This is a genomic window from Mycobacterium sp. SMC-21 (genome assembly GCF_045310825.1).
In the GTDB taxonomy this organism is placed as follows: Bacteria; Actinomycetota; Actinomycetes; order Mycobacteriales; family Mycobacteriaceae; genus Mycobacterium.
In genome coordinates, this window is sequence record NZ_JBJIAO010000025.1 from 1 (window position 1) to 21,769 (window position 21,769).

At 66.7% G+C, this 21,769-nt stretch carries 19 protein-coding genes and 2 tRNA genes; 17 read left to right on the top strand and 4 right to left on the bottom strand.

Annotation, left to right across the window (positions count from 1 at the left end; genetic code table 11):
• Positions 1-277: 277 nt before the first annotated feature.
• Positions 278-351, bottom strand: a tRNA-Gly gene (locus ACJH6H_RS20830).
• 122 nt (positions 352-473) lie between these two features.
• Here ACJH6H_RS20830 and ACJH6H_RS20835 point away from each other — a divergent pair.
• From ACJH6H_RS20835 to ACJH6H_RS20850, 4 genes are all read left to right on the top strand, one after another.
• Positions 474-550 (top strand) — tRNA-Pro (locus ACJH6H_RS20835).
• A 39-nt stretch (positions 551-589) separates the two neighbouring features.
• Entirely contained in the window at positions 590-2,086 is a 1,497-nt protein-coding gene (gene tig / locus ACJH6H_RS20840) for a trigger factor (RefSeq protein ID WP_406775697.1), read from the top strand.
• A gap of 185 nt (positions 2,087-2,271) precedes the next feature.
• Positions 2,272-2,865, top strand: coding sequence for an ATP-dependent Clp protease proteolytic subunit (locus tag ACJH6H_RS20845; protein WP_064859779.1), 594 nt, complete (start codon positions 2,272-2,274; stop codon positions 2,863-2,865).
• A gap of 11 nt (positions 2,866-2,876) precedes the next feature.
• The gene (locus ACJH6H_RS20850) at positions 2,877-3,512 is read left to right on the top strand and encodes an ATP-dependent Clp protease proteolytic subunit (RefSeq protein WP_064859782.1); all 636 of its coding nucleotides are present in this window, start codon (positions 2,877-2,879) and stop codon (positions 3,510-3,512) included.
• Between the two features lie 57 nt (positions 3,513-3,569).
• Here ACJH6H_RS20850 and ACJH6H_RS20855 read toward each other — a convergent pair whose 3' ends face one another.
• On the bottom strand, positions 3,570-4,856 hold the full coding sequence (locus ACJH6H_RS20855; protein ID WP_406775698.1) for a hypothetical protein: 1,287 nt from the start codon (positions 4,854-4,856) through the stop codon (positions 3,570-3,572).
• A 69-nt stretch (positions 4,857-4,925) separates the two neighbouring features.
• Between ACJH6H_RS20855 and ACJH6H_RS20860 the strand changes: the two genes are divergently transcribed.
• From ACJH6H_RS20860 to clpX, 5 genes are all read left to right on the top strand, one after another.
• Positions 4,926-6,137: a hypothetical protein gene (locus ACJH6H_RS20860; RefSeq protein ID WP_406775699.1), complete on the top strand. Its 1,212-nt coding sequence runs from the start codon at positions 4,926-4,928 to the stop codon at positions 6,135-6,137.
• Positions 6,134-6,628 carry a hypothetical protein gene (locus tag ACJH6H_RS20865; protein ID WP_133427213.1) on the top strand — a complete coding sequence of 165 codons (495 nt, stop codon included), beginning with the start codon at positions 6,134-6,136 and terminating at the stop codon, positions 6,626-6,628. The genes ACJH6H_RS20860 and ACJH6H_RS20865 overlap by 4 nt, the downstream gene beginning before the upstream one ends.
• Before the next feature lie 19 nt (positions 6,629-6,647).
• Positions 6,648-7,769 carry a BTAD domain-containing putative transcriptional regulator gene (locus ACJH6H_RS20870; protein WP_406775700.1) on the top strand — a complete coding sequence of 374 codons (1,122 nt, stop codon included), beginning with the start codon at positions 6,648-6,650 and terminating at the stop codon, positions 7,767-7,769.
• A gap of 45 nt (positions 7,770-7,814) precedes the next feature.
• A complete protein-coding gene (locus ACJH6H_RS20875) occupies positions 7,815-8,468 on the top strand; it encodes an RsiV family protein (RefSeq protein WP_133427215.1) in 654 nt (217 codons plus the stop codon).
• Between the two features lie 340 nt (positions 8,469-8,808).
• Positions 8,809-10,089 (top strand): ATP-dependent Clp protease ATP-binding subunit ClpX, encoded by a 1,281-nt coding sequence (clpX, locus tag ACJH6H_RS20880; protein WP_020102203.1) that lies wholly within the window; start codon positions 8,809-8,811, stop codon positions 10,087-10,089.
• A 54-nt stretch (positions 10,090-10,143) separates the two neighbouring features.
• Here the strand turns inward: clpX and fdhD are convergent, their stop codons facing one another.
• Positions 10,144-10,968, bottom strand: a complete 825-nt coding sequence (gene fdhD / locus ACJH6H_RS20885; RefSeq protein WP_406775701.1) for a formate dehydrogenase accessory sulfurtransferase FdhD — start codon at positions 10,966-10,968, stop codon at positions 10,144-10,146.
• A complete protein-coding gene (locus ACJH6H_RS20890; protein WP_406775702.1) occupies positions 10,956-13,262 on the bottom strand; it encodes an FdhF/YdeP family oxidoreductase in 2,307 nt (768 codons plus the stop codon). The genes fdhD and ACJH6H_RS20890 overlap by 13 nt, the downstream gene beginning before the upstream one ends.
• 307 nt (positions 13,263-13,569) lie before the next feature.
• Here ACJH6H_RS20890 and ACJH6H_RS20895 point away from each other — a divergent pair, with 307 nt between their 5' ends.
• The 8 genes from ACJH6H_RS20895 (at position 13,570) to mobA (ending at position 21,636) form a co-directional block, all read left to right on the top strand.
• Positions 13,570-14,949 (top strand): rhodanese-like domain-containing protein, encoded by a 1,380-nt coding sequence (locus ACJH6H_RS20895; protein ID WP_406775703.1) that lies wholly within the window; start codon positions 13,570-13,572, stop codon positions 14,947-14,949.
• 20 nt (positions 14,950-14,969) lie between these two features.
• On the top strand, positions 14,970-16,172 hold the full coding sequence (locus tag ACJH6H_RS20900) for an FAD-dependent oxidoreductase (protein ID WP_406775704.1): 1,203 nt from the start codon (positions 14,970-14,972) through the stop codon (positions 16,170-16,172).
• 34 nt (positions 16,173-16,206) lie between these two features.
• The gene (gene trxA / locus ACJH6H_RS20905; RefSeq protein WP_212812322.1) at positions 16,207-16,569 is read left to right on the top strand and encodes a thioredoxin; all 363 of its coding nucleotides are present in this window, start codon (positions 16,207-16,209) and stop codon (positions 16,567-16,569) included.
• 67 nt (positions 16,570-16,636) lie between these two features.
• Complete coding sequence (locus ACJH6H_RS20910) at positions 16,637-17,416, top strand: sulfite exporter TauE/SafE family protein (RefSeq protein ID WP_212812321.1); 780 nt, start codon at positions 16,637-16,639, stop codon at positions 17,414-17,416.
• Positions 17,417-17,511: 95 nt separating this feature from the next.
• Complete coding sequence (locus tag ACJH6H_RS20915) at positions 17,512-17,664, top strand: hypothetical protein (protein ID WP_020102196.1); 153 nt, start codon at positions 17,512-17,514, stop codon at positions 17,662-17,664.
• 351 nt (positions 17,665-18,015) lie between these two features.
• The gene (locus tag ACJH6H_RS20920; protein ID WP_212812320.1) at positions 18,016-19,971 is read left to right on the top strand and encodes a 2-oxoacid:acceptor oxidoreductase subunit alpha; all 1,956 of its coding nucleotides are present in this window, start codon (positions 18,016-18,018) and stop codon (positions 19,969-19,971) included.
• Positions 19,968-21,050 (top strand): 2-oxoacid:ferredoxin oxidoreductase subunit beta, encoded by a 1,083-nt coding sequence (locus ACJH6H_RS20925; RefSeq protein WP_212812319.1) that lies wholly within the window; start codon positions 19,968-19,970, stop codon positions 21,048-21,050. The genes ACJH6H_RS20920 and ACJH6H_RS20925 overlap by 4 nt, the downstream gene beginning before the upstream one ends.
• 7 nt (positions 21,051-21,057) lie before the next feature.
• A complete protein-coding gene (mobA, locus tag ACJH6H_RS20930; RefSeq protein WP_212812318.1) occupies positions 21,058-21,636 on the top strand; it encodes a molybdenum cofactor guanylyltransferase in 579 nt (192 codons plus the stop codon).
• Positions 21,637-21,769: the final 133 nt, after the last annotated feature.

Below are 21,769 nucleotides of genomic sequence, written 5' to 3' on the forward strand. Positions count from 1 at the left end.
CACCCACTACATCGCCCGATCCCTACTCGAAACCGGCGGATTCAGACCCCAACTACACCGTCAATCATGAAGAGCCGAATTACACCGAATTCGGGGCCCTTGGAAAGGCTTTTATTAGCTGCTCGGTCAATAAGTGTTGTGCACCGGTCCGGCAAAGTCATTTGCCGGACGACGCAGCGCTGTCGTGTGCGCGTTGGGCACCGCGGTCCGGGCGTCGGGTGCGGGGCCGGAAATCGGGCCCCGATACAAAAGGACCGGCCTGGTCAGGCCGGTCCCATGGAGCGGGCGACGGGAATCGAACCCGCGTAATCAGTTTGGAAGACTGAGGCTCTACCATTGAGCTACGCCCGCGTGCGCTGCTGCGATCACAGTACCGGCAGACAGTACCGGGACAGCGGCCGCCAATCCAATTGATGGTGTCGCGTGTCTAGGACGTAGTATCTCGACCGCGGTAATGCGACCGCGACGAGGCACGGGGTGTAGCGCAGCTTGGTAGCGCATCCGCTTTGGGAGCGGAAGGCCGCAGGTTCAAATCCTGTCACCCCGACCACCGACTGATGGCAAGTATCAAAAAACAAGGAGTAACGCTGTGAAGAGCACCGTGGAGCAGTTGAGCCCGACTCGGGTTCGCATCAACGTGGAGGTGCCCTTCACCGAGCTTCAACCCGAGTTCGACCAGGCCTACAAGGAGCTGGCCAAGCAGGTCCGCCTGCCCGGCTTCCGTCCCGGCAAGGCCCCGGCCAAGCTGCTCGAGGCCCGCGTCGGCCGCGGCGCCGTGCTGGAGCAGGTCGTCAACAGCGCCATCCCGGCCCGCTACGGCGAGGCCGTCACCGCCCAGGACGTCAAGCCGCTGGGCCAGCCCGAGATCGACATCACCAAGCTCGAGGACAACGACGAGCTCGTCTTCACCGCCGAGGTCGACGTCCGTCCGGAGATCACCCTGCCGGACCTGAAGGCCATCAAGATCACCGTCGACCCGATCGTCATCAACGACGACGAGGTCGATGCCGAACTGCAGAACCTGCGCGCTCGCTTCGGCACCCTGACCGGTGTCGAGCGCGCCGCCGCTGACGGCGACTTCGTCTCCATCGACCTGTCGGCCACCGTCGACGGCGAGGACGTGCCGGAGGCCAAGACCGAGGGCCTGTCGCACCAGATCGGTTCCGGTCAGCTGATCGAGGGCCTCGACGAGGCCATCATCGGCCTGAAGGCCGGCGAGTCCAAGGACTTCCCGACCACGCTGGCCGCCGGCGAGCACGCCGGTAAGGAAGCCCAGGTCACCGTCACCGTCAAGTCGGTCAAGGAGCGCGAGCTGCCGGAGCCGGACGACGACTTCGCCCAGCTGGCCAGCGAGTTCGACACCATCGATGAGCTCAAGGAGAGCCTGGTCACCCAGGTTCGCCGCGTGAAGCAGATCGGTCAGGCCGAGCAGATCCGCGACAAGGCCGTCGAGGCCCTGCTGGAGCAGATCGAGGTGCCGCTGCCCGAGGCCATCGTCCAGGCGACCGTCGATGAGACCGTCCACAACGCGGTCCACGGACTCGACCACGATGAGGCCAAGTTCGAGGAGCAGCTCAAGGAGCAGGGCAGCAGCCGCGAGGAGTTCGACGCGGACACCCGCACCAACGCCGAGAAGGCCGTCAAGACCCAGCTGCTGATGGACGCCATCGCCGACGAGCTGGACGTCAAGGTCGGCCAGGGCGACCTGATGGAGCGCATCGCTCTGATGGCCCGCCAGTACGGCATCGAGCCGCAGCAGCTGATCCAGATCCTGCAGCAGAACAACCAGCTGCCGTCCATGTTCGCCGACATCCGTCGCGGCATGACGATCGCCGCTGTCGTCTCGGGCGCGACCGTCACCGACACCGACGGCAACACCGTCGACACCGCGGAGTTCTTCGGCCCGGCCGGCGACGCCGCTGAGGCCGAAGCCGCCGATGAGGCCGAAGCCGAGGCCCCCGCCGCGGACGAGGCTCCGGCCGAGGACGAGAAGCCGGCCAAGGCCAAGAAGGCCAAGGCCGAGGCGAAGGACGAGAAGCCGGCCAAGGAAAAGAAGGCCAAGAAGGCGAAGGACTCTGAGGACTGAGTCCTCGAACTCTGATCGTGGTACAGGTGCCGCAGGTGTCTTCAGTGATGCCTGCGGCACCGTCCGCTCTCCGGCGACTGTGACGCTGTGAGCGAACTAGACCGCGTCGGGGAGTCGCGGCCGTCGGCCGTTGGTTAATGTCGTGTGGACGAACTCGAGAAAGCAGGTATCCAGTCGTGACTGACATGCGTTCAAGCGCACCGGGGCTCAACCTCACGGACTCGGTCTATGAGCGTTTGCTTGCCGAGCGCATCATCTTCCTGGGCTCGCAGGTCGACGACGACATCGCCAACCGGCTGTGCGCCCAGATCCTGCTCCTGACGGCGGAAGACCCGTCCAAGGACATCCACATGTACATCAACTCGCCGGGTGGCTCGATCAGCGCCGGCATGGCGATCTTCGACACCATGGAGTTGTCGGAGTGCGACATCGCCACCTACGCGATGGGCATGGCCGCGTCGATGGGTGAGTTCCTGCTGGCCGCCGGCACCAAGGGCAAGCGCCACGCGCTGCCGCACGCCCGCGTCCTGATGCACCAGCCGCTCGGTGGCGTCACCGGTAGCGCGGCGGACATCGCGATCCAGGCCGAACAGTTCCACGTCATCAAGAAGGAGATGTTCCGGCTCAACGCCCAGTTCACGGGCAAGAGCGTCGAGCAGATCGAGGCCGACTCCGACCGTGACCGCTGGTTCACGGCGCAGGAGGCGCTGGAATACGGCTTCGTCGACCACATCATCACCCGTGCAAACCTCAACGGCGGCAAGGGAGCCTCGAAGTGATCTCCAAGCATCTGAACCCTGAGCTGGCTCCGCAGGCGCGTTACATCCTGCCGCAGTTCAGCGAGCGCACCCACCTCGGTGAGCGCATCGTCGACCCCTACGCCAAGCTGTTCGACGAGCGCATCATCTTCCTGGGCGCCCAGGTCGACGACGTGTCCGCCAACGACGTGATGGCCCAGTTGCTGGTGCTCGAGTCGCAGGACCCCGATCGCGACATCACCATGTACATCAACTCGCCGGGTGGCTCGTTCACCTCGCTGATGGCGATCTACGACACCATGCAGTACGTCCGCGCCGACATCCAGACCGTCTGCCTCGGTCAGGCCGCGTCGGCCGCCGCGGTGCTGCTGGCGGCCGGTACGCCGGGCAAGCGCATGGCGCTGCCGAACGCCCGCGTGCTGATCCACCAGCCCTCGCTCGGTGGCGTCATCCAGGGTCAGTTCTCCGACCTGGAAATTCAGGCCGCCGAGATCGAGCGCATGCGGACCCTCATGGAGGAGACGCTGGCACGGCACACCGGCAAGGAAGCCGCCGTCATCCGCAAGGACACCGACCGCGACAAGATCCTGACCGCGGCCGACGCCAAGGAATACGGGATCATCGACACGGTCCTGGAGTACCGGAAGCTCTCGGCCCAGAAGGCCTGAGTCTCACAACGCACAGCGGCCGCCAACCTGTTCAGGTTGGCGGCCGCTGACGTTTGTTCAGTCCTTGGCCGAGGAAGCCTTCGAGGCGGCGGACGATGCGCCGCCCTTGGCGGCCTTCTTGTCCTTGGCCTTCTTGTCGGAGGCCTTCTTGCCCTTCGTCGAATCGTGTTGCGGTGCCGACGAATTGTCGGTGCCGGGCTTCTCCGACTTTTCGGGCTTGTCCGACTTCGCGGGCTTCTCCGGCTTGCCGGCCGGCGCCGGATCGCTGTCGGTCTTGGTGGGTGAATCGTCCGTCGCGTCGGTCGTCTTGGCCGGCGTGGTGCTTGCGGTCGGCGTAGGCGAGGTCCGACGGGTCCGCGGCATGCTCACGGTCTTGGTGGACTTCTTCTCGGTCTGGGTGGACGGCTTCTCGGCGCCGGCGGCGTCGTTCGTGCCGGCGTTACCGGTCGCGGGGGAGTCCGGCTCCGACGACTTGTCGGTCGCCGCCGTCGCGCGCGGAGCGGTGGCCGCCACCGACAAGACGGACGACAGCTGCGGCTTCACCACGTTGAACGGCAGCGCCTTGCCCGTCACCAGGACCGAGATGAAGTTCGCGACGGCGATCGCCGGTGACAGGGCCGCGTAGGCCGCGCCGGCGATGGGTGCGAGCGGAGCGAGTGCCGACGGCAGCTGCAGCCCGGATGCCAGCGCGGACGGCGCGGCGGCCAAGGCCGAGCCGGCGGCGTTGGTCGCGTCGGTCACGCGCGTCTTGACGGTGTCGATGGCCTGTTGGACCGGGTTGGCCGCGGTCGGCGACGGGTTGGCCGCGACCGATGCCGGGCTGTCGGCCGCGGCCGGTGCCGGGCCGGCGGCCGCCGGCACCAGTGCCGTCACCACCTGCGTCAGGTTCGCGACCAAGTCGTACGCGAACGTTCCCACCACCTGGAACGGGAGCGTGAACGCATAGGCCACCAACCCGATCGGCAACCACGGGAGGTAGAAGGGATCGGTGGCCGCGCGATTCAGCATGATCAGCGGTATGGAAACCACGGACACGGCGGTGCTCTTGGCTGCCTCGACAACGGCCACCCCGAGGGCTTTGATCGCGTCGACGACAACACCGCCGGCCGTCGCGAGCGGGTCGGTGGCGGCCAGGGACACCGGCCCCGCGAACGTGTTCGTCGCCGCAGCGGCAGTGAGCTGATCGCGCAACTCCTGCTCGCGGGTCGTCATCTCCTGGACGAACGCGGCGAACTGGACCGCGCGAGTATCCAGTCGCGGGGCGCTGATGGGCGCGGCGTGCGTCTGGATTGCGAGCTGGCCGTTCGGCGTCAGGACGCAGGCGGCCGCGACGACGCCCGCCAAGAATTCACCAAGACGCCCACCGCACCCTGTGACGCGACCACGAATTCCGGCCACTGAACAGGACCTGCCATGAGCCGACACTCACACCGCACCGCCGCGCTGGCCGCAGCCGCGCTCGCAGTGTCCATGACGGTCGGATTGCCTGTGGCCCAGGCGAATCCCACTCCTGAGACCGCGAAGCAGGTGCCGTGGAACGAGGTGGGCGACGGCTGGACCCTGGCGACGTGGAACCCGGTCGCCGGGCACCGTCCGGGTGAGCGCCCGGCGCCCGACGAGCCGCGGCCCGAGAACGCCGCCAACACACTGTTTCTGATCGATCCGGTGGGGCGCCGGTACGCCGTCACGACGTTCGCGCCGAACGACAAGGGGTGGAAGCCGCACCTGCTGGACTGGTCGGGCGACGGCGGCCGGGCGCTGTTCTCGATGGGCGACGACACCGTCATCGTCGTCGATCTGCACACCGGCCGGCAGACGTCGTTCCCGTCTCGGGCGTCCGCGCGGTTCAGCCGCCCGAACGGTGAAGCGATCGTGCTGTCGAGCAGCAGCCAGGGCCAGCCCAGCACGCTGCAGCGCGTTGACCTCGCGGGCAACGTCCAACTGACCTACCCGACCGAGAACCTCGCCGGCGCCGGCCGATTCGGCGGCGACTACCTCGAGACTCCCGACGGCACGACGCTCGTGCTGTCGACGGCCAACCGTGGCAACGACGCGGCCCCGCGAACCGACAACAGCTTCGTCCTCATGGGCAACGACGGCACTGTCGGGCGGGTGCTGCCGGTACCGATGCCGAATGGCGTGTGCATGACGACCCGCTGGCTGACACCGACGGATTTCGTCGCCCGGTGCAACATCGAGAACTCTGCGGCAAGCCAACTGTGGAAGGTGCCGCTCGACGGATCGGCGCCGACCGCGCTCACTGCCCTCAACAACGCCAAGAACGAACCCGGATTCGACGGCGACTACGGCGACGTCGGGCTCTGGCAGTTGCCCAGCGGCACCTTCGTGCAATCCCTCGGCGCCTGCGGCGTCGTGTTCCTGTCGCGCGTGACCAGCGACGGCCACACGCAGCGCGTCAAGGTGCCGAGGGCCGGCAACAACATCGACGTTGTCGGTTCGTCCGGCGGTTCACTGGTTCTGAAGTCGACGACAGGTTGCAGCCCGTCGACGGCGCTGCTGTCCTACGACCCGGCGGCGAACGCCACGAAGGTACTGCTCGGCCCCACCGTGAACGACGGCCGCGTCGTCGACGCCATGACCTTCGGGCAGGGTTACCGGTCATGAGGCGGCTCGCGTCCGCACTGACGGCAATGGCCGTCGCGGTCACCCTGTCGGCGGCCGCGCACGCCGACGCCGACACGACCACCGAAGCCTGCAGCTGGGTGCACACCGATGAAGCCGCGGTCTTTCTCGAAGGTCCGGCGACTGCCGAACCGATCCGAACCCAACTCCCCGAATTGTCTTGCGCCTACCGGGTATTGGACGGACCGGTGGGTGGCCGCAGCCTGCTGTCCGACGTCCGGTTCGCCGATGCGTTTCCTTGGGACGCGGCAACGACATTCAAGGAGGTGGCTGCGTGGCCCAGGGCCACCGAGGTCGATGGCGTGGGCCTGCGAGCGGTCTGCACGTATGAACCGAACGTCACGCCGCCGTCGACGACGCTCACGGTGTTGTTGACGGGCGAACGGCTCTATCGCGTCACGGGCAGCTACGTGTGGCGCTGCGACACTCTGAAGACGTTCGCGGAACTGGCAATAGCCCGCATCGGCCGATAGCACCGGATACCCTCGGCCCATGCGGCCGACCGGAATCGATTTCGGTGTTCTGGGCACGCTGCGGATGGCCGTCGACGACCGCGTCGTCCCGCTGGGCGCACCCAAGCAGCGTGCGGTGTTCGCGATGCTGCTGCTCAACCGAGGGCGCCCGGTGTCGGTGGACGCGTTGATCGACGCGGTGTGGGAGCAGTCCCCGGCCGCGGCCGCCCGTACCGCATTGCACTCCTACATCTCCAACCTGCGAAAGATCTTGGCGGAGTCCGGAATGCCGCGAGAGACGCTGGCCGCCGCTCCGCCGGGATACCGGCTCGACGTGCCGGAGGACGCCACCGATCTGGGGCGCTTCGAGAAGGAGAAGGTCGCCGGGGTACGGGCGGCGGCCGCCGGCCACTTCCCGTCCGCGGCGGTGCACCTGTCGGCGGCCCTGGCGCAGTGGCGGGGTCCGGTCCTCGGCGATCTGTCCGACTTCGCCTTCGTCGACGCCGTCGCCGCCGCCCTGGTCGACGAGCGCATCGTCGTGGAGACCGCCCGTGCGGAAGCCGAAATCGCCTGTGGCCAGGCAGCTCTGGTGATCGGGCCGCTGGAATCCCTGGTCGCCGAGCAGCCCTACCGCGAACCGCTGTGGGTGCAGCTGATCACCGCCTACTACAGCTGCGGACGGCAGGCGGACGCACTCGAAGCGTTCCGGCGCGTGAAGTCGATCCTGGCCGAGGACCTCGGCATCGATCCCGGTGCGGCGATAAGTGCCCTGCAGCAACGCATTCTGCGGCAGGAACCACTCGACGTGCAGGGCACCGCGCAGGCGACGGCGGTGCACACCATCGGCCGGCTCCGGTCGGGCTCCACGCGGACGAGCGCGTCCAGGGCGGGCCTGCGCGACGCGTCGGGGCAGTGGTTCGCCTTGCGCGCGATGGCAACCCGCATCGGTCGCCTCGCCGACAACGACATCGTGCTCGACGCCGCAGACGTCAGCCGGCACCACGCCGTCATCGTCGATGCGGGCAGCGGGTCGGTGATGGTCGACCTGCGCTCGGCCAACGGCGTCTATGTGCAGGGCACTCGCATCGAGGCCAACACCAATCTGTTCGATGGCGATCGCATCCGCATCGGCGCGCATGAATTCACCCTCGAACTCGGGTAGCCGCACACCAAGAATCTGCCAAGGGCAGCGGCCAACCATGAGGGCATGAGGATTTCGGCTCTTGCCCTGGCCGCGACGGCGGCGTTCCTGAGCCTGGCGCCGGCTGCGTCGGCGCAGCAGTCGTGTGGCGCGCTGGGCGGGACGCCCGACGTCACCGGCATCTGCCGCATGCATGAGGTCGGCACCGGGTATGAACGGACCGCCGCCTTCCCGGTCGACTATCCCGATCAGCAGGCGGTCGCGGACTTCCTGGTCGAGGACCGCGACGGCTTCGTCGGCTGGGTGGAGCAGTTCGGCCGCGGCCGGGTGTATGAGGAGACCGTGACGCCGACGATGTACCGCTCGGCGCGGACGCAGAGCCTGGTGCTCAAGATCGTCGACCCGACGGGGCTGGCCCACGAAGGACATCCCGATATCCGGTACCGGACCTTCACCTACGGGGCGGGCGGGCCGATCACCATCGACACGCTGTTCGGTCCCGGTTCTGATTCGGCGGCGATCCTGACGCCGGTGGTGCAGCACGCGTTGAAGGCGCGCAATGCGGCGTTGATCGAACCGGACCGCGGCTCGTACCGGAATTTCGCGATCACCGACGAGGCCGTCACCTTCTTTTTCGGCGAGAGTCAGCTCGTGGGCAACGGCGGCCCGCTCACGGTCGCGGTGCCGGTCGGTGAGCTGGGCGGTCGGCTGCAGGGATAGGCAGCCGGGCCGCCGGCTTGCGCTGGCCGCGAAATGCGTCGGCGGCTTCGATGTGCACACGGTAGGGTTGCGGATAGGTGAACAGCCCTGATCAGAGGCCTGCCGAGCCAACGCCACCCGGCGCCGGAAAGACACGCCAGAATCACGGTCAGCGCGCCGAGGGGTGGCAAGCCACCGATCGGGCTATGTTCTCCTGCACACGGATAAATACCACCGGAGCGATTCGGCCCTTTCGGTCGCACCGCAACGGAGCGAACGGGTAGCGTCGGGATCACACCCGGAATAACCCACTATCTGGTGTAACGACTGACGGAGACCGGAGAAAGTAGGGCCTCACCCCATGGCGCGCATCGGAGACGGCGGTGACCTGCTGAAGTGCTCGTTCTGTGGAAAGAGCCAGAAGCAGGTCAAGAAGCTGATTGCTGGACCTGGCGTCTACATCTGCGACGAGTGCATCGACCTCTGCAACGAGATCATCGAAGAGGAGCTGGCCGACGCTGACGACGTCAAGCTCGACGAGCTGCCCAAGCCCCAGGAGATCCGGGACTTCCTCGAGGGCTACGTCATCGGTCAGGACAACGCCAAGAAGACGCTCGCCGTGGCTGTCTACAACCACTACAAGCGCATCCAGGCGCAGGAGAAGTCGCGTGACTCCCGGGGTGAGCCGGTCGAGCTCGCCAAGTCGAACATCCTGATGCTCGGGCCGACCGGCTGCGGCAAGACGTACCTGGCGCAGACGCTCGCCAAGATGCTCAACGTGCCGTTCGCCATCGCCGATGCGACGGCGCTGACCGAGGCCGGCTACGTCGGCGAGGACGTCGAGAACATCCTGCTGAAGCTGATCCAGGCGGCCGACTACGACGTCAAGCGCGCCGAGACCGGCATCATCTACATCGACGAGGTCGACAAGATCGCCCGCAAGAGCGAGAACCCGTCGATCACCCGCGACGTGTCCGGTGAGGGCGTGCAGCAGGCACTGCTGAAGATCCTCGAGGGGACGCAGGCGTCGGTGCCGCCGCAGGGCGGTCGCAAGCACCCGCACCAGGAATTCATCCAGATCGACACCACGAACGTGCTGTTCATCGTGGCCGGTGCGTTCGCGGGCCTGGAGAAGATCGTGTCCGACCGGGTCGGCAAGCGCGGTCTGGGCTTCGGCGCCGAGGTGCACTCCAAGGCCGAGATCGACACGCAGGACCACTTCGCCGAGGTGTTGCCCGAGGACCTGATCAAGTTCGGTCTGATCCCCGAGTTCATCGGCCGGCTCCCGGTCGTGGCGTCGGTGACCAACCTGGACAAGGAATCGCTGGTGTCGATCCTGTCCAAGCCGAAGAACGCGCTGGTCAAGCAGTACGTGCGGCTCTTCGAGATGGACGGGGTGGAGCTGGAGTTCACCGACGACGCCCTCGACGCGATCGCCGACCAGGCCATCCACCGCGGGACCGGTGCCCGTGGCCTGCGCGCCATCATGGAAGAGGTCCTGCAGCCGGTGATGTTCGACATCCCGAGCCGCGACGACGTCGCCAAGGTGGTCGTCACCAAGGAAACCGTGCAGGACAACGTGCTGCCGACCATCGTGCCGCGCAAGGCGCCCCGCTCGGAGCGTCGCGACAAGAGCGCCTAGCTCTCTCAAACGGAAAAGCCCCCGCTTCCCGGCGGGGGCTTTTGCGTATCACGGCTACCGGACGATGCGGTCCGGCCGGGTGTAGACGTTCATCGACTCGCCGCGGAGGAAGGCCACCAACGTGAGCCCGGCCTGGCTGGCCAGGTCGACCGCCAACGACGACGGCGCGGATACGGCCGCCAGCAGCGGGATGCCGGCCATGACCGCCTTCTGCGTCAGTTCGAACGACGCCCGGCCGCTCACCAGCAGGACGGTGCCGGTCAGCGGAACGCGGCCCTGCTCCAGCGCCCACCCGATCACCTTGTCCACCGCGTTGTGCCGCCCGATGTCCTCGCGGGCGACGAACATCTCACCCTCGGCGCTGAACAGCGCGGCGGCGTGCAGCCCGCCGGTGCTGTTGAACACCTTCTGGGCTTGGCGCAGCTGCTGGGGCAGCGCCGACAGGATGGCGTTGGTGACGGTGGTCGGGTCGTCACCGGGGGAGTAGTGGCTGACGGTCCGGACGGCGTCGATGGAGGCCTTGCCGCACACGCCGCACGACGAGGTGGTGTAGAAGTTGCGGGTCACGTCGACCGACGGCGGCGGGACGTGCGGCGCCAACATCACGTCGAGCACGTTGTAGGTGTTGCTGCCGTCTTCGGTGGCGCCGCGGCAGTAGGCGACGCGGGCGATGTCATCGCGGCGGGCGATCACGCCCTCGGTGAGCAGAAACCCTTGGGCGAGTTCGACATCCGAGCCCGGCGTCCGCATGGTGACGGTGAGGGGAGTGCCGTTGACCCGGATTTCCAGGGGCTCCTCGACAGCCAGGGTTTCCGGGCGGGAGACGGCGCCGCCGGCGGTGACGTGTTCGGCTCGGCGCCGTGCGGTTACCCGACCCATGGTTCCAACCTGATCACCACGGCCTTGGACACCGGCGTATTGGATTTGCGGGCAGTGTGGTCCAACGGGATCAAGGGATTGGTCTCCGGGTAGTAGGCCGCGGCATTGCCGACGGGTGTCGAATAGGGCACCACCAGAAAGTCTTTCGCGCGGCGCTCGTGGCCGTCGAATTCGGAGACCAGGTCGACGCGGCTGCCCTCGGCGAGACCGAGGGCAGCGATGTCGGCCGGGTTGACGAACACCACGCGCCGGCCGCCCTTGACGCCGCGATAGCGGTCGTCCAAGCCGTAGATGGTGGTGTTGTACTGGTCGTGGCTGCGCAGGGTCTGCAGTACCAGCCGGCCCTCGGGCACCGGCACCCATTCGACGGGTTCGACCGAGAAGTTGGCTTTGCCTGTGTGCGTGGGGAATTCGCGGGAGTCCCGGGGTGGGTGAGGCAGCTGGAAGCCATCCGGCTGACGGACCCGGGTGTTGTAGTCGGCGCATCCGGGAACCACGTCCGCGATGGCGTCGCGGATGCCGTCGTAGTCGGCGTTGAAGGCTTCCCACGGCACCGGGTGCGCCGGCCCGAGCAGGGTCCGGCCCAGTTGGCAGACGATCGCGACCTCACTGCGCACCTGGTCACTGGGCGGTGTCAGGCCGCCGCGCGACAGATGCACCATCGACATCGAATCCTCCACCGACACCACCTGTTTGCCGCCGGCCTGGAAATCCTTGTCGGTGCGGCCCAGCGTGGGCAGGATGAGTGCGGTGCGGCCGTGAACGACATGGCTGCGATTGAGCTTCGTCGAAATCTGCACCGTGAGAGCGCAATTGCGCATGGCTGCGGCGGTGACGTCGGTGTCCGGGGTGGCCGAGACGAAGTTGCCGCCCATCCCGATGAAGACCTTGGCGTGCCCGTCACGCATGGCCCGGATTCCGTCGACGGTGTCGTGACCGTGCTTGCGCGGTGAGGTGATGCCGAACCGGGCGTCCAGCGCGGCCAGGAACTCTTCGGGCATCTTCTCCCAGATGCCCATGGTCCGGTCGCCCTGCACGTTGGAGTGGCCGCGCACGGGACACACGCCCGCGCCGGGCTTTCCGATCATGCCGCGCATGAGAAGCAGGTTGGTGGCCTCGCCGATGGTGGCCACCGCGTGCTTCTGCTGCGTCAGGCCCATCGCCCAGCAGATGATGGTGCGCTCCGAGCGGATCAACGCGTCGGCGACCCGCTCCAACTGGTCCCAGCTGATGCCGCTCGCCGCGGTGACGGTATCCAGATCGACTGCGCGGGTGCGGCTTTCGTAGTCCTCGAAACCGGCGCAGTGCCGGTCGATGAAGTCGCGATCCAATACGGTTCCGGGCGAACGGTTCTCGGCTTCCAGCAGGAGCCGGCCCAGACCGGCGAACAGCGCCATGTCGCCGCCGATGCGGATCTGTACGAACTCGTCGGCGATGGGCACGCCGTGGCCGACGACGCCGTGCACCTTCTGCGGATCCTTGAACCGCATGAGTCCGGCCTCGGGCAAGGGGTTGATCGCGATGATCGTGGCGCCCCGCGCTTTTGCCTTCTCCAGCACCGACAGCATGCGCGGGTGGTTGGTGCCCGGGTTCTGCCCGGCGATGACGATGCAGTCGGCGTGGATGACGTCGTCGACGGTCACCGAGCCCTTGCCGATGCCGATCGACTCGACGAGCGCGGTGCCCGACGACTCGTGGCACATGTTGGAACAGTCCGGCAGGTTGTTGGTGCCGAAACTGCGCGCGAGCAATTGGTAGAGGAACGCGGCCTCGTTGCTGGTGCGGCCGGAGGTGTAGAACAACGCCTCGTCGGGGCCGGCGAGGGCGTTGAGCTCGCGGGCGATCAGTGCGTACGCGTCGTCCCAGTCGATCGGGCGGTAATGGCTGTCGCCGGGCGCCAGCACCATCGGGTGGGTCAGGCGGCCCTGCTGGGACAGCCAGTATTCGGGCTTTTCGGCGAGTTCGGCGACCGGATGCCGGGCGAAGAATTCCGGGGTGACCCGGCGCCGCGTCGCTTCCTCGGCCACTGCCTTGGCGCCGTTCTCGCAGAACTCGGCGAGCTTGCGTCCGCCATGTTCCTCTGGCCACGCGCAACCCGGGCAGTCGAAGCCGTGCCGCTGATTGATCCTGGTCAGTGTCTCGGCGGTGCGCAGCGGACCCATCTGCCGGAGCCCGCGCTGCATGCTGACCATCACGGCCTTGACCCCGGCGGCTTCGTGTTCGGCGCCGGTCACCGCTATGTCGTGTTCGTCGTAGGTGGCGTCGACATCGTGGCCGTCTCTGACGGTGGTCATCTCTCCAATCTAATCCGGGAAATCTGGGATTCAGGTCCGGAATGAGGCATCGGTCATCGGCATTTCAGATGCCCTGATAGGTGGCGCCTATCGCCGGGTGGTACGGCGCCCGTGACCAGCACCACCCGGTGCGCGGGACCTAAGCCTCTACGCCGGGTATACGGGCCGGGGTACTTTTCAGGAGAGCGCGACAGATACCCCCGCCCGTATTTTCGAGGTTGGAATAAGATACCCCCAGGGGTATATTGAATACCCATGAGGGTGTAGCTCGAAGTGGTGCTACCCAACGAGGAGAAAGAAGCCGCTGATGATCCTGCAGCAGTATTACCTGGATTGCCTGTCGCACGCGTCCTACCTGATCGGTGACGAAACCACCGGGCGCGCAGTGGTTGTGGACCCGCAGCGCGATGTGGCCGGATACCTTGCCGATGCCGAGGAGCATGGGCTGACCATCGAATTGGTCATCGAGACGCACTTTCACGCAGACTTCCTCTCCGGTCACCTCGAGCTGGCGAAGGCCACCGGGGCCAAGATCGTCTACTCATCTGTCGCCGAGACCGAGTTCGAGTCGACGGGTGTCGCCGACGGTGAGCGCTACTCGCTGGGCGACGTGATGCTCGAGTTCCGGCACACCCCCGGACACACTCCCGAGTCGATGAGCGTGGTGGTGTACGAGCACGCCGACGACCAGACGCCCTACGGCGTCATGACCGGAGACACGCTCTTCATCGGCGATGTCGGCCGCCCCGACCTGCTGGCCTCGATCGGTTTCACGCGAGAAGAACTGGCGGACAAGCTCTATGAGTCGCTGCACAACAGGCTGATGACGCTGCCCGATGCGACCCGGGTGTACCCGGCGCATGGCGCCGGCTCGGCCTGTGGCAAGAACCTGTCGACCGACCTGTGGTCGACGATCGGTGATCAGAAGGCGACGAACTATGCGCTGCGCGCCACCGACAAGGCCTCGTTCATGAACCTCGTCACCGAGGGGCAGCCGCCCGCGCCGGGCTACTTCGTCTACGACGCGATCCTCAACCGCAAGGATCGCGAGCTGCTGGACGAGACGAAGCTGCCGTCGGCGCTGACCTACGAGCAGGCTCGTGCGGCGATCGACGCCGGCGCCGTCCTGGTGGACGGCCGTGGCCCCGAAGATTTCGCGCTGGGTCACCTGCGCGGCGCCGTCAACATCGGCCTGCAAGGCCGTTACGCGGAGTTCGCCGGTTCCGTCCTGCCGTCCGACGTCGACATCGTGCTGTTCACCGAGCCCGGCGAAGAACTCGAGGGCAAGAACCGGCTCGCCCGGATCGGTTTCGACCGGGTGATCGGCTACGTGGCGGAGCCGTACGCGGCGTTGGTCGCCCACCAGGGTGACGTCCAGGGGGCCTCGCGGTTGACCGCCAAGGCTTTTGGCGAACGGGTCGCCGCGCTGCCGAACCTGCAGATCGTCGATGTCCGCAACCCCGGTGAGGTCGCTGCCGGGACCATCCCGAATGCCATCGGCATCCCGGTGGGTCAGTTGCCCGCGCGGCTCGGTGAGCTCGACCCCGCCAAACCGACCGTCGTCTACTGCGCCGGTGGGTACCGCTCGTCGGTCGCGGCAAGTCTGTTGCGGCGGAACGGATTCAACGACGTGAGTGACATCTTGGGTGGCTATGGCGCCTGGGCAGAAGCCGTCGAGAACGCCTGAAGACAGGAGACATCACAGATATGACCAGCACTGCCAAGCACCAGATCGTGATCGTCGGCGGCGGCACCGCCGGCATCACGGTCGCGGCCCGGTTGCTGCGCAAGGGCTACACCGACGTCGCGGTCATCGAGCCCTCGGACAAGCACCACTACCAACCGCTGTGGACCCTTGTCGGCGGCGGACAGGCGCAGGCCGCCACGACCGAACGCGCCGAGTCCGCGGTGATGCCCAAGGGCGCAACGTGGATCCGGAACGCCGCGAGCGCCTTCGATCCCGACGCCAACACGGTCACCTGTGTCGACGGCGCCACCTACGAATACGACGCGCTCGTGGTCTGCCCGGGCATCCAACTCGATTGGGATCGCACCGAGGGGCTGGCGGAGACCCTGGGACGTGACGGAGTCTCCTCGAACTATCGCTTCGACCTCGCACCCCGGACCTGGGATTTCATCCGGAACCTGCGTTCGGGCACCGCGGTGTTCACCATGCCTTCCGGAGCCATCAAGTGCGCCGGCGCTCCGCAGAAGATCGCGTATCTGGCCTCCGACTACTGGCGGTCACAGGGCGTGCTCAAGGACATTGACGTCCACCTGGTCATGCCGGGCGCGCGGCCGTTCGGGATTCCCGCGATCGCGGACAGTCTCGACAAGGTGATCGCCGACTACGACATCACCCTGCACACCAACTCCGAGGTGACCCTGGTCGACGCGGCGTCGCACAAGGTCGGCGTCACCAGTGTGGGGGAGGGCGGAACCGACGCCATGCTGCCGTACGACGTCCTGCACGCCGTGCCGCGGCAGTCCGCACCGGACTGGATCAAACGCAGCGCGCTGTCGACGGGTGACGCCATGGGCTACGTCGACATCGACAAGCACACCATGCAGCACGTGCGGTACCCCAACGTCTTCAGCCTCGGTGACGCCGGTTCGTCGCCGAACTCGAAGACCGGCGCCGCGATCCGCAAGCAGGCCCCGGTGGTGGTCGAGAACATCGACTCCTTCTTGACCGGCCGTCCGCTGGGGGCGTCGTACGACGGCTACTCGTCGTGCCCGATCGTCACGTCGTCGGACGCGATGCTGCTCGCCGAATTCGACTACGACTTCAACCTGAAGCCGTCGTTCCCGCTGCTCGATCCGGTCATCCCGCACCGGGCGTACTGGTACCTGAAGAAGTACGGACTGCCGTTCATGTACTGGAATCTGATGTTGAAAGGCCTTGCTTAGCAAGGTAATTGCTCGACCATGAAAGGAATTCGTCATGACCACCAAAACCCTGACCGCCGCCGACTTCGAGGCGACCATCACCGGCAATCCCATTGTTCTCATCGATTTCTGGGCGTCGTGGTGCGGTCCGTGTCGTGCATTCGCTCCGGTTTTCGACCGATCGGCGCAGTCGCACCCTGATGTGGTGCACGCCAAGGTCGACACCGAAGCGCAGCAGCAGCTTGCCGCGGCGCTCGAAATCCAGGCGGTCCCAACGATCATGGCGTTCCGCGACGGCATCCTCGTGTACCGCCAGCCCGGTGCGATGCCGGCCGCGGCGCTCGAGGATCTGATCACCCGGGTCAAGGCGCTCGACATGGCCGATGTGCGTGCCCAGATCGCAGCCAAGACGCACTGACCGAGATGTCGTCGCGCGCATGCGCGCGACGCGTCCCGCCGTTTCCGTTTGAGGAGAGTGACGTTCCGTGAATATCGTTCTCGCCCTTGGCCTGGGCGCCGTCATCGGCGTCCTGCTCGGCCTGCTCGGCGGCGGAGGTTCCATTCTGGCGGTACCGGCGTTGGTCTATGTGCTGGGGCTCGGCATCGAGCAGGCGATTCCGATGTCGCTATTGGTCGTCGGCATCGCCTCGGCGGTGGGCGCGCTGCCGAAGATTCGGGCCGGCCACGTCCAATGGCGGTTGGCCGCAGTCTTCTCGGCGGCCGGTATCCCGGCGACCTTCATCGGCAGCGCCATCGGCCGCCACCTGCCGCAGCCGGTGCTCCTCGTCGGCTTCGCCGCGGTCATGGTGCTCGCCGGAATCCGGATGCTGCAGGACAACGGCGGCACCGGTACCGCCTGCAGAGTCGGTGATTCCGGCATCGACTGGCGCCGCTGTGCCTCCAGATCGATTCCTGCGGGTTTCCTCGTCGGGCTGCTCACCGGACTCTTCGGCGTCGGCGGCGGCTTTCTGATCATTCCGGCGCTCGTGTTGATGCTCGGGGTGGAGATGCCCATCGCGATCGGTACCTCGCTGCTCATCATCGTCGCGAACTCGTTGGCGGGCCTGCTGTCCCACCTCAGCGGCACCAGCATCGATTGGACGGTCACCGCGGCGTTCGTCGGTACCGCGATCGTCGGTTCGCTGGTCGCCGGCCACCTGGGCACCCGGCTCGACACCGGGCGACTGCAGCGCTGGTTCGCCTACCTGGTCTTCGCGATCGCCGCGTATGTGCTCATGGACACCGTCGCCGTGAGCTTCTTGTGACGTGACCAGCGGTGTCCGCAAATCTTCACCGGACCGACATGTCGGCGTCCCGTCGCGTGACGTGCGCGGTTGCCCAGCTTCTGGACAATGGCCGTATGGATACCGATACCGGACGTGGTACGCCGGGTCGCCGCGCCTGGGCCGACCCGCTGGCGTTGGGGTTCCAGGCACACCGGCAGCTGATGTTGCTCCGCCTGCGGTGGCACGGCCGCCGTCTGGACACCCGTCCAGACGGGCAACCGGACTGACGCCTAATCGCTTGTGCCGCCGGATGTTTCCGATGCGGCCGAGTGCTAGCGCGGACCGCTACCGATCGGTAACCGCGTTCTTAGGAATTCCACCTGCCGGAACGTGATGAAAGCCACATTTTGACAGGTGTCAAGCGGCCGCAATCGATTTGACGTGCGCATTTGTGGGGCCGCCACACCGCCTGCAATGGCGCGTCCTGGCGAGTGCACCCTAAGAGAAGTGCAATAATCGGTACTAGCAGTGACATCAAAATTTTGGCGGGCGCCGGGCTGGCGATCGTGAGCACCGTTCTGCGGCGTCTCCGAAACAGTGCGACGGACGGTCGAAACAGAGTGTGAAAGGCAGGCGTCGTGGGTCTCAACGACGACGACAACGGCACCGGCGCCGGGAGTGGCGCAGCCTCGCGGCAGAAGCTCGAGAAGGTCGTCATCCGCTTCGCCGGTGACTCCGGCGACGGTATGCAGCTGACCGGTGACCGGTTCACTTCGGAAGCCGCGCTCTTCGGCAATGACCTTGCGACGCAGCCGAATTACCCCGCCGAGATCCGCGCACCACAGGGCACTCTGCCCGGTGTGTCGTCGTTCCAGATCCAGATCGCGGATTACGACATCCTCACCGCCGGTGACCGTCCCGACGTGCTGGTCGCCATGAACCCGGCCGCACTCAAGGCCAACGTCGCCGACCTGCCGCGCGGCGGCATGATCATCGCCAACTCCGACGAGTTCACCAAGCGCAACCTGGCCAAGGTCGGGTACGAGGAGAACCCGCTCGAGAACGACGAGCTGTCCGAGTTCGTCGTCATCCCGGTGGCGATGACCACGCTGACCCTGGCCGCCGTCGAGGCCATCGGCGCGACCAAGAAGGACGGTCAGCGCGCCAAGAACATGTTCGGGCTCGGCCTGCTGTCCTGGATGTACGGCCGCGAGCTGGAGCACAGCGAGGCCTTCATCCGTGAGAAGTTCGCCCGTAAGCCCGAGATCGCCGAGGCCAACGTGCTGGCGCTCAAGGCCGGCTGGAACTACGGCGAGACCACCGAGGCCTTCGGCACCACCTACGAGGTGGCCCCGGCCAAGCTCAAGTCCGGTGAATACCGCCAGATCTCCGGCAACACGGCCATGGCGTACGGCATCGTCGCCGCCGGTCAGCTGGGTGACATCCAGGTGGTGCTCGGCACCTACCCGATCACCCCGGCCAGCGACATCCTGCACGAGCTGTCCAAGCACAAGAACTTCAATGTCCTGACCTTCCAGGCCGAGGACGAGATCGCCGGTATCGGCGCGGCCATCGGTGCCTCGTACGGCGGCGCGCTCGGCGTGACCAGCACGTCGGGCCCCGGTGTCTCGCTGAAGTCGGAGGCCATCGGCCTCGCGGTGATGACCGAGCTGCCGCTCATCGTCATCGACGTGCAGCGCGGTGGCCCGTCCACCGGTCTGCCGACCAAGACCGAACAGGCCGACCTGCTGCAGGCGCTGTACGGCCGCAACGGCGAATCGCCCGTCGCGGTGCTGGCGCCCGCCTCCCCGTCGGACTGCTTCGACGTCGCGGTCGAGGCCGCGCGGATCGCCATCACCTACCACACGCCGGTGATCATCCTGTCCGACGGCGCCATCGCCAACGGTTCGGAGCCGTGGCGGATCCCGGACATCGCCGGCTACCCGGCCATCGAGCACACGTTCGCCAAGGCGGGCGAGCCGTTCCAGCCGTACGCGCGTGACCCCGAGACGCTGGGCCGCCAGTTCGCCATCCCCGGTACCGCGGGTCTGGAGCACCGCATCGGTGGTCTCGAGGCGGCCAACGGCTCGGGCAACATCTCCTACGAGCCCAAGAACCACGACCTCATGGTCCGGTTGCGCCAGCTCAAGATCGACGGCATCAAGGTGCCCGACCTCGAGGTCGACGACCCGAGCGGCGAAGCCGAGCTGCTGATGCTCGGTTGGGGCAGCTCGTACGGCCCGATTGGCGAAGCCTGCCGCCGCGCCCGGCGCAACGGCGTCAAGGTTGCCCACGCGCAGCTGCGCCACCTCAATCCGTTCCCGGCGAACCTCGAAGAGGTGCTGCGTAGGTACGACAAGGTCGTCGTGCCGGAGATGAACCTCGGCCAGCTGGCGCTCCTGCTGCGCGGCAAGTACCTGGTCGACGTCCAGTCGGTGACCAAGGTCGAGGGCATGGCGTTCCTGGCCGACGAGGTCGAGGGCATCATCAGCGCGGCGCTGGACGGATCGCTGCGCGAGAAGGAAACTGACAAGGCCAAGTTCGCACGGCTGGCAGCCGCCACCGTGGAAACCGGTGTGGGAGCAAACGCATGACGGATCTGATCGGTGCTGATCTGGGCCTGACCGAAGCCCTCAGCAAGACTGCCCTGGTTCCGACCACGGACCAGCCGCAGAAGGGCAAGGACTTCACCAGCGACCAGGAGGTGCGCTGGTGCCCGGGTTGCGGTGACTACGTCATCCTCAACACCATCCGCAACTTCCTGCCGGAGCTGGGCCTGCGCCGCGAGAACATCGCGTTCGTCAGCGGCATCGGCTGCTCGAGCCGGTTCCCGTATTACCTGGAGACCTACGGCTTCCACTCGATCCACGGTCGTGCCCCGACCATCGCCACCGGTCTGGCGCTGGCGCGCCCGGACCTGTCGGTGTGGGTCGTCACCGGTGACGGTGACTCGCTGTCGATCGGTGGTAACCACCTGATCCACGCGCTGCGCCGCAACATCAACATCACGATCCTGCTGTTCAACAACCGGATCTACGGTCTGACCAAGGGTCAGTACTCGCCGACCTCCGAGGTCGGCAAGGTCACCAAGTCGACCCCGATGGGCTCGCTGGATCAGCCGTTCAACCCGGTGTCGCTGGCCCTGGGTGCCGAGGCGACGTTCGTCGGCCGCGCGCTGGACTCCGACCGCAAGGGTCTGACCGAGGTGCTCAAGGCCGCGGCCCAGCACCGCGGTGCCGCCATCGTCGAGATCCTGCAGGACTGCCCGATCTTCAACGACGGTTCGTTCGACGCGCTGCGCAAGGAAGGCGCCGAGGAGCGCCTGATCAACCTGCAGCACGGCCAGCCGATCACCTTCGGCGCGGAGAACGAGTACTGCGTGACCAAGTCCGGCTACGGACTGGAGATCGGCAAGACCGCCGACGTCGATCCGTCGGACATCGTGGTGCACAACGCTCACCTCGACGACCCGGCGTACGCCTTCGCGCTGTCGCGCCTGTCGGAGCAGAACCTCGAGCACACCGTGATGGGCATCTTCCGTCAGGTGAACCGCCCGACCTACGACGACGAAGCGCGGGCTCAGATCGCCTCTGCGCGGGAATCCAAGGCGCACGACACCGCCGCTCTGCAATCCTTGCTGCGTGGCAAGGACACCTGGACCGTCGAAGAGTAACGACACCTTGAACGAAGACGCCCCGCTGGCCGCAGTTGTACTGGCCGGCGGGGCGTCTCGTCGTATGGGGCGCGACAAGGCCACCGTGCGGTTCCGCGGGCCGGCGGGGGAGATCACGTTCGTCGAGCAGACGGTGGCGACGCTGCGGTCCCGCTGCCAGGCGGTGTTCGTCATCGCCGCCCGCGGCCAGGCGCTGCCTGACCTGGACGCGGAAGTGCTGCGCGACGCGACCCCGGGGGTCGGACCGCTGCTGGCCACCGCCCGTGGTTTGCGCGCCGCGGCCGACGCCGGATACCCGCGCGCGTTCGTATGTGCCGTCGACATGCCGTATCTGACGGCCGAGCTGATCGACGAGCTCGCCGAACACGCGGCCCGGGTGGACGCCGACGTGGTGCTGCCCTGGGACGGGCGGGACCACTACCTGGCGGGCATCTACCGGACCGCACTGGCCACTCGGGCCGACGAGCTGGTGGCCCACGGGCGGCGCAGCATGCGGGCCCTGGTCGACACCTCCGACACCCAGCGCGTGGTGATGGACCGGCAGCGGGCGCTGGTCAACGTCAACAGCCCGGACGATTTCGTCTGACCCCTCAGCAAAGGTCCATCGCCCGGCTGTGAATCCCTGAATTCCTCGCTGTTCCACGAATTCGAATAACTGCTATTTCCGCGCTCTGCGCCCAATTCGGAAATTCATCGTCGCAATTCCGAACAATTCGTCA

Excerpts from the sequence above, each read along its gene's own strand:
- ACJH6H_RS20845 (WP_064859779.1), top strand. The coding sequence starts at position 2,272 with ATGCGTTCAAGCGCACCGGGGCTCAACCTCACGGACTCGGTCTATGAG.
- ACJH6H_RS20860 (WP_406775699.1), top strand. The coding sequence starts at position 4,926 with ATGAGCCGACACTCACACCGCACCGCCGCGCTGGCCGCAGCCGCGCTC.
- ACJH6H_RS20865 (WP_133427213.1), top strand. The coding sequence starts at position 6,134 with ATGAGGCGGCTCGCGTCCGCACTGACGGCAATGGCCGTCGCGGTCACC.
- ACJH6H_RS20870 (WP_406775700.1), top strand. The coding sequence starts at position 6,648 with ATGCGGCCGACCGGAATCGATTTCGGTGTTCTGGGCACGCTGCGGATG.
- ACJH6H_RS20875 (WP_133427215.1), top strand. The coding sequence starts at position 7,815 with ATGAGGATTTCGGCTCTTGCCCTGGCCGCGACGGCGGCGTTCCTGAGC.
- clpX (WP_020102203.1), top strand. The coding sequence starts at position 8,809 with ATGGCGCGCATCGGAGACGGCGGTGACCTGCTGAAGTGCTCGTTCTGT.
- fdhD (WP_406775701.1), bottom strand. The coding sequence starts at position 10,968 with ATGGGTCGGGTAACCGCACGGCGCCGAGCCGAACACGTCACCGCCGGC.
- ACJH6H_RS20890 (WP_406775702.1), bottom strand. The coding sequence starts at position 13,262 with ATGACCACCGTCAGAGACGGCCACGATGTCGACGCCACCTACGACGAA.
- ACJH6H_RS20895 (WP_406775703.1), top strand. The coding sequence starts at position 13,570 with ATGATCCTGCAGCAGTATTACCTGGATTGCCTGTCGCACGCGTCCTAC.
- ACJH6H_RS20900 (WP_406775704.1), top strand. The coding sequence starts at position 14,970 with ATGACCAGCACTGCCAAGCACCAGATCGTGATCGTCGGCGGCGGCACC.
- trxA (WP_212812322.1), top strand. The coding sequence starts at position 16,207 with ATGACCACCAAAACCCTGACCGCCGCCGACTTCGAGGCGACCATCACC.
- ACJH6H_RS20915 (WP_020102196.1), top strand. The coding sequence starts at position 17,512 with ATGGATACCGATACCGGACGTGGTACGCCGGGTCGCCGCGCCTGGGCC.
- ACJH6H_RS20925 (WP_212812319.1), top strand. The coding sequence starts at position 19,968 with ATGACGGATCTGATCGGTGCTGATCTGGGCCTGACCGAAGCCCTCAGC.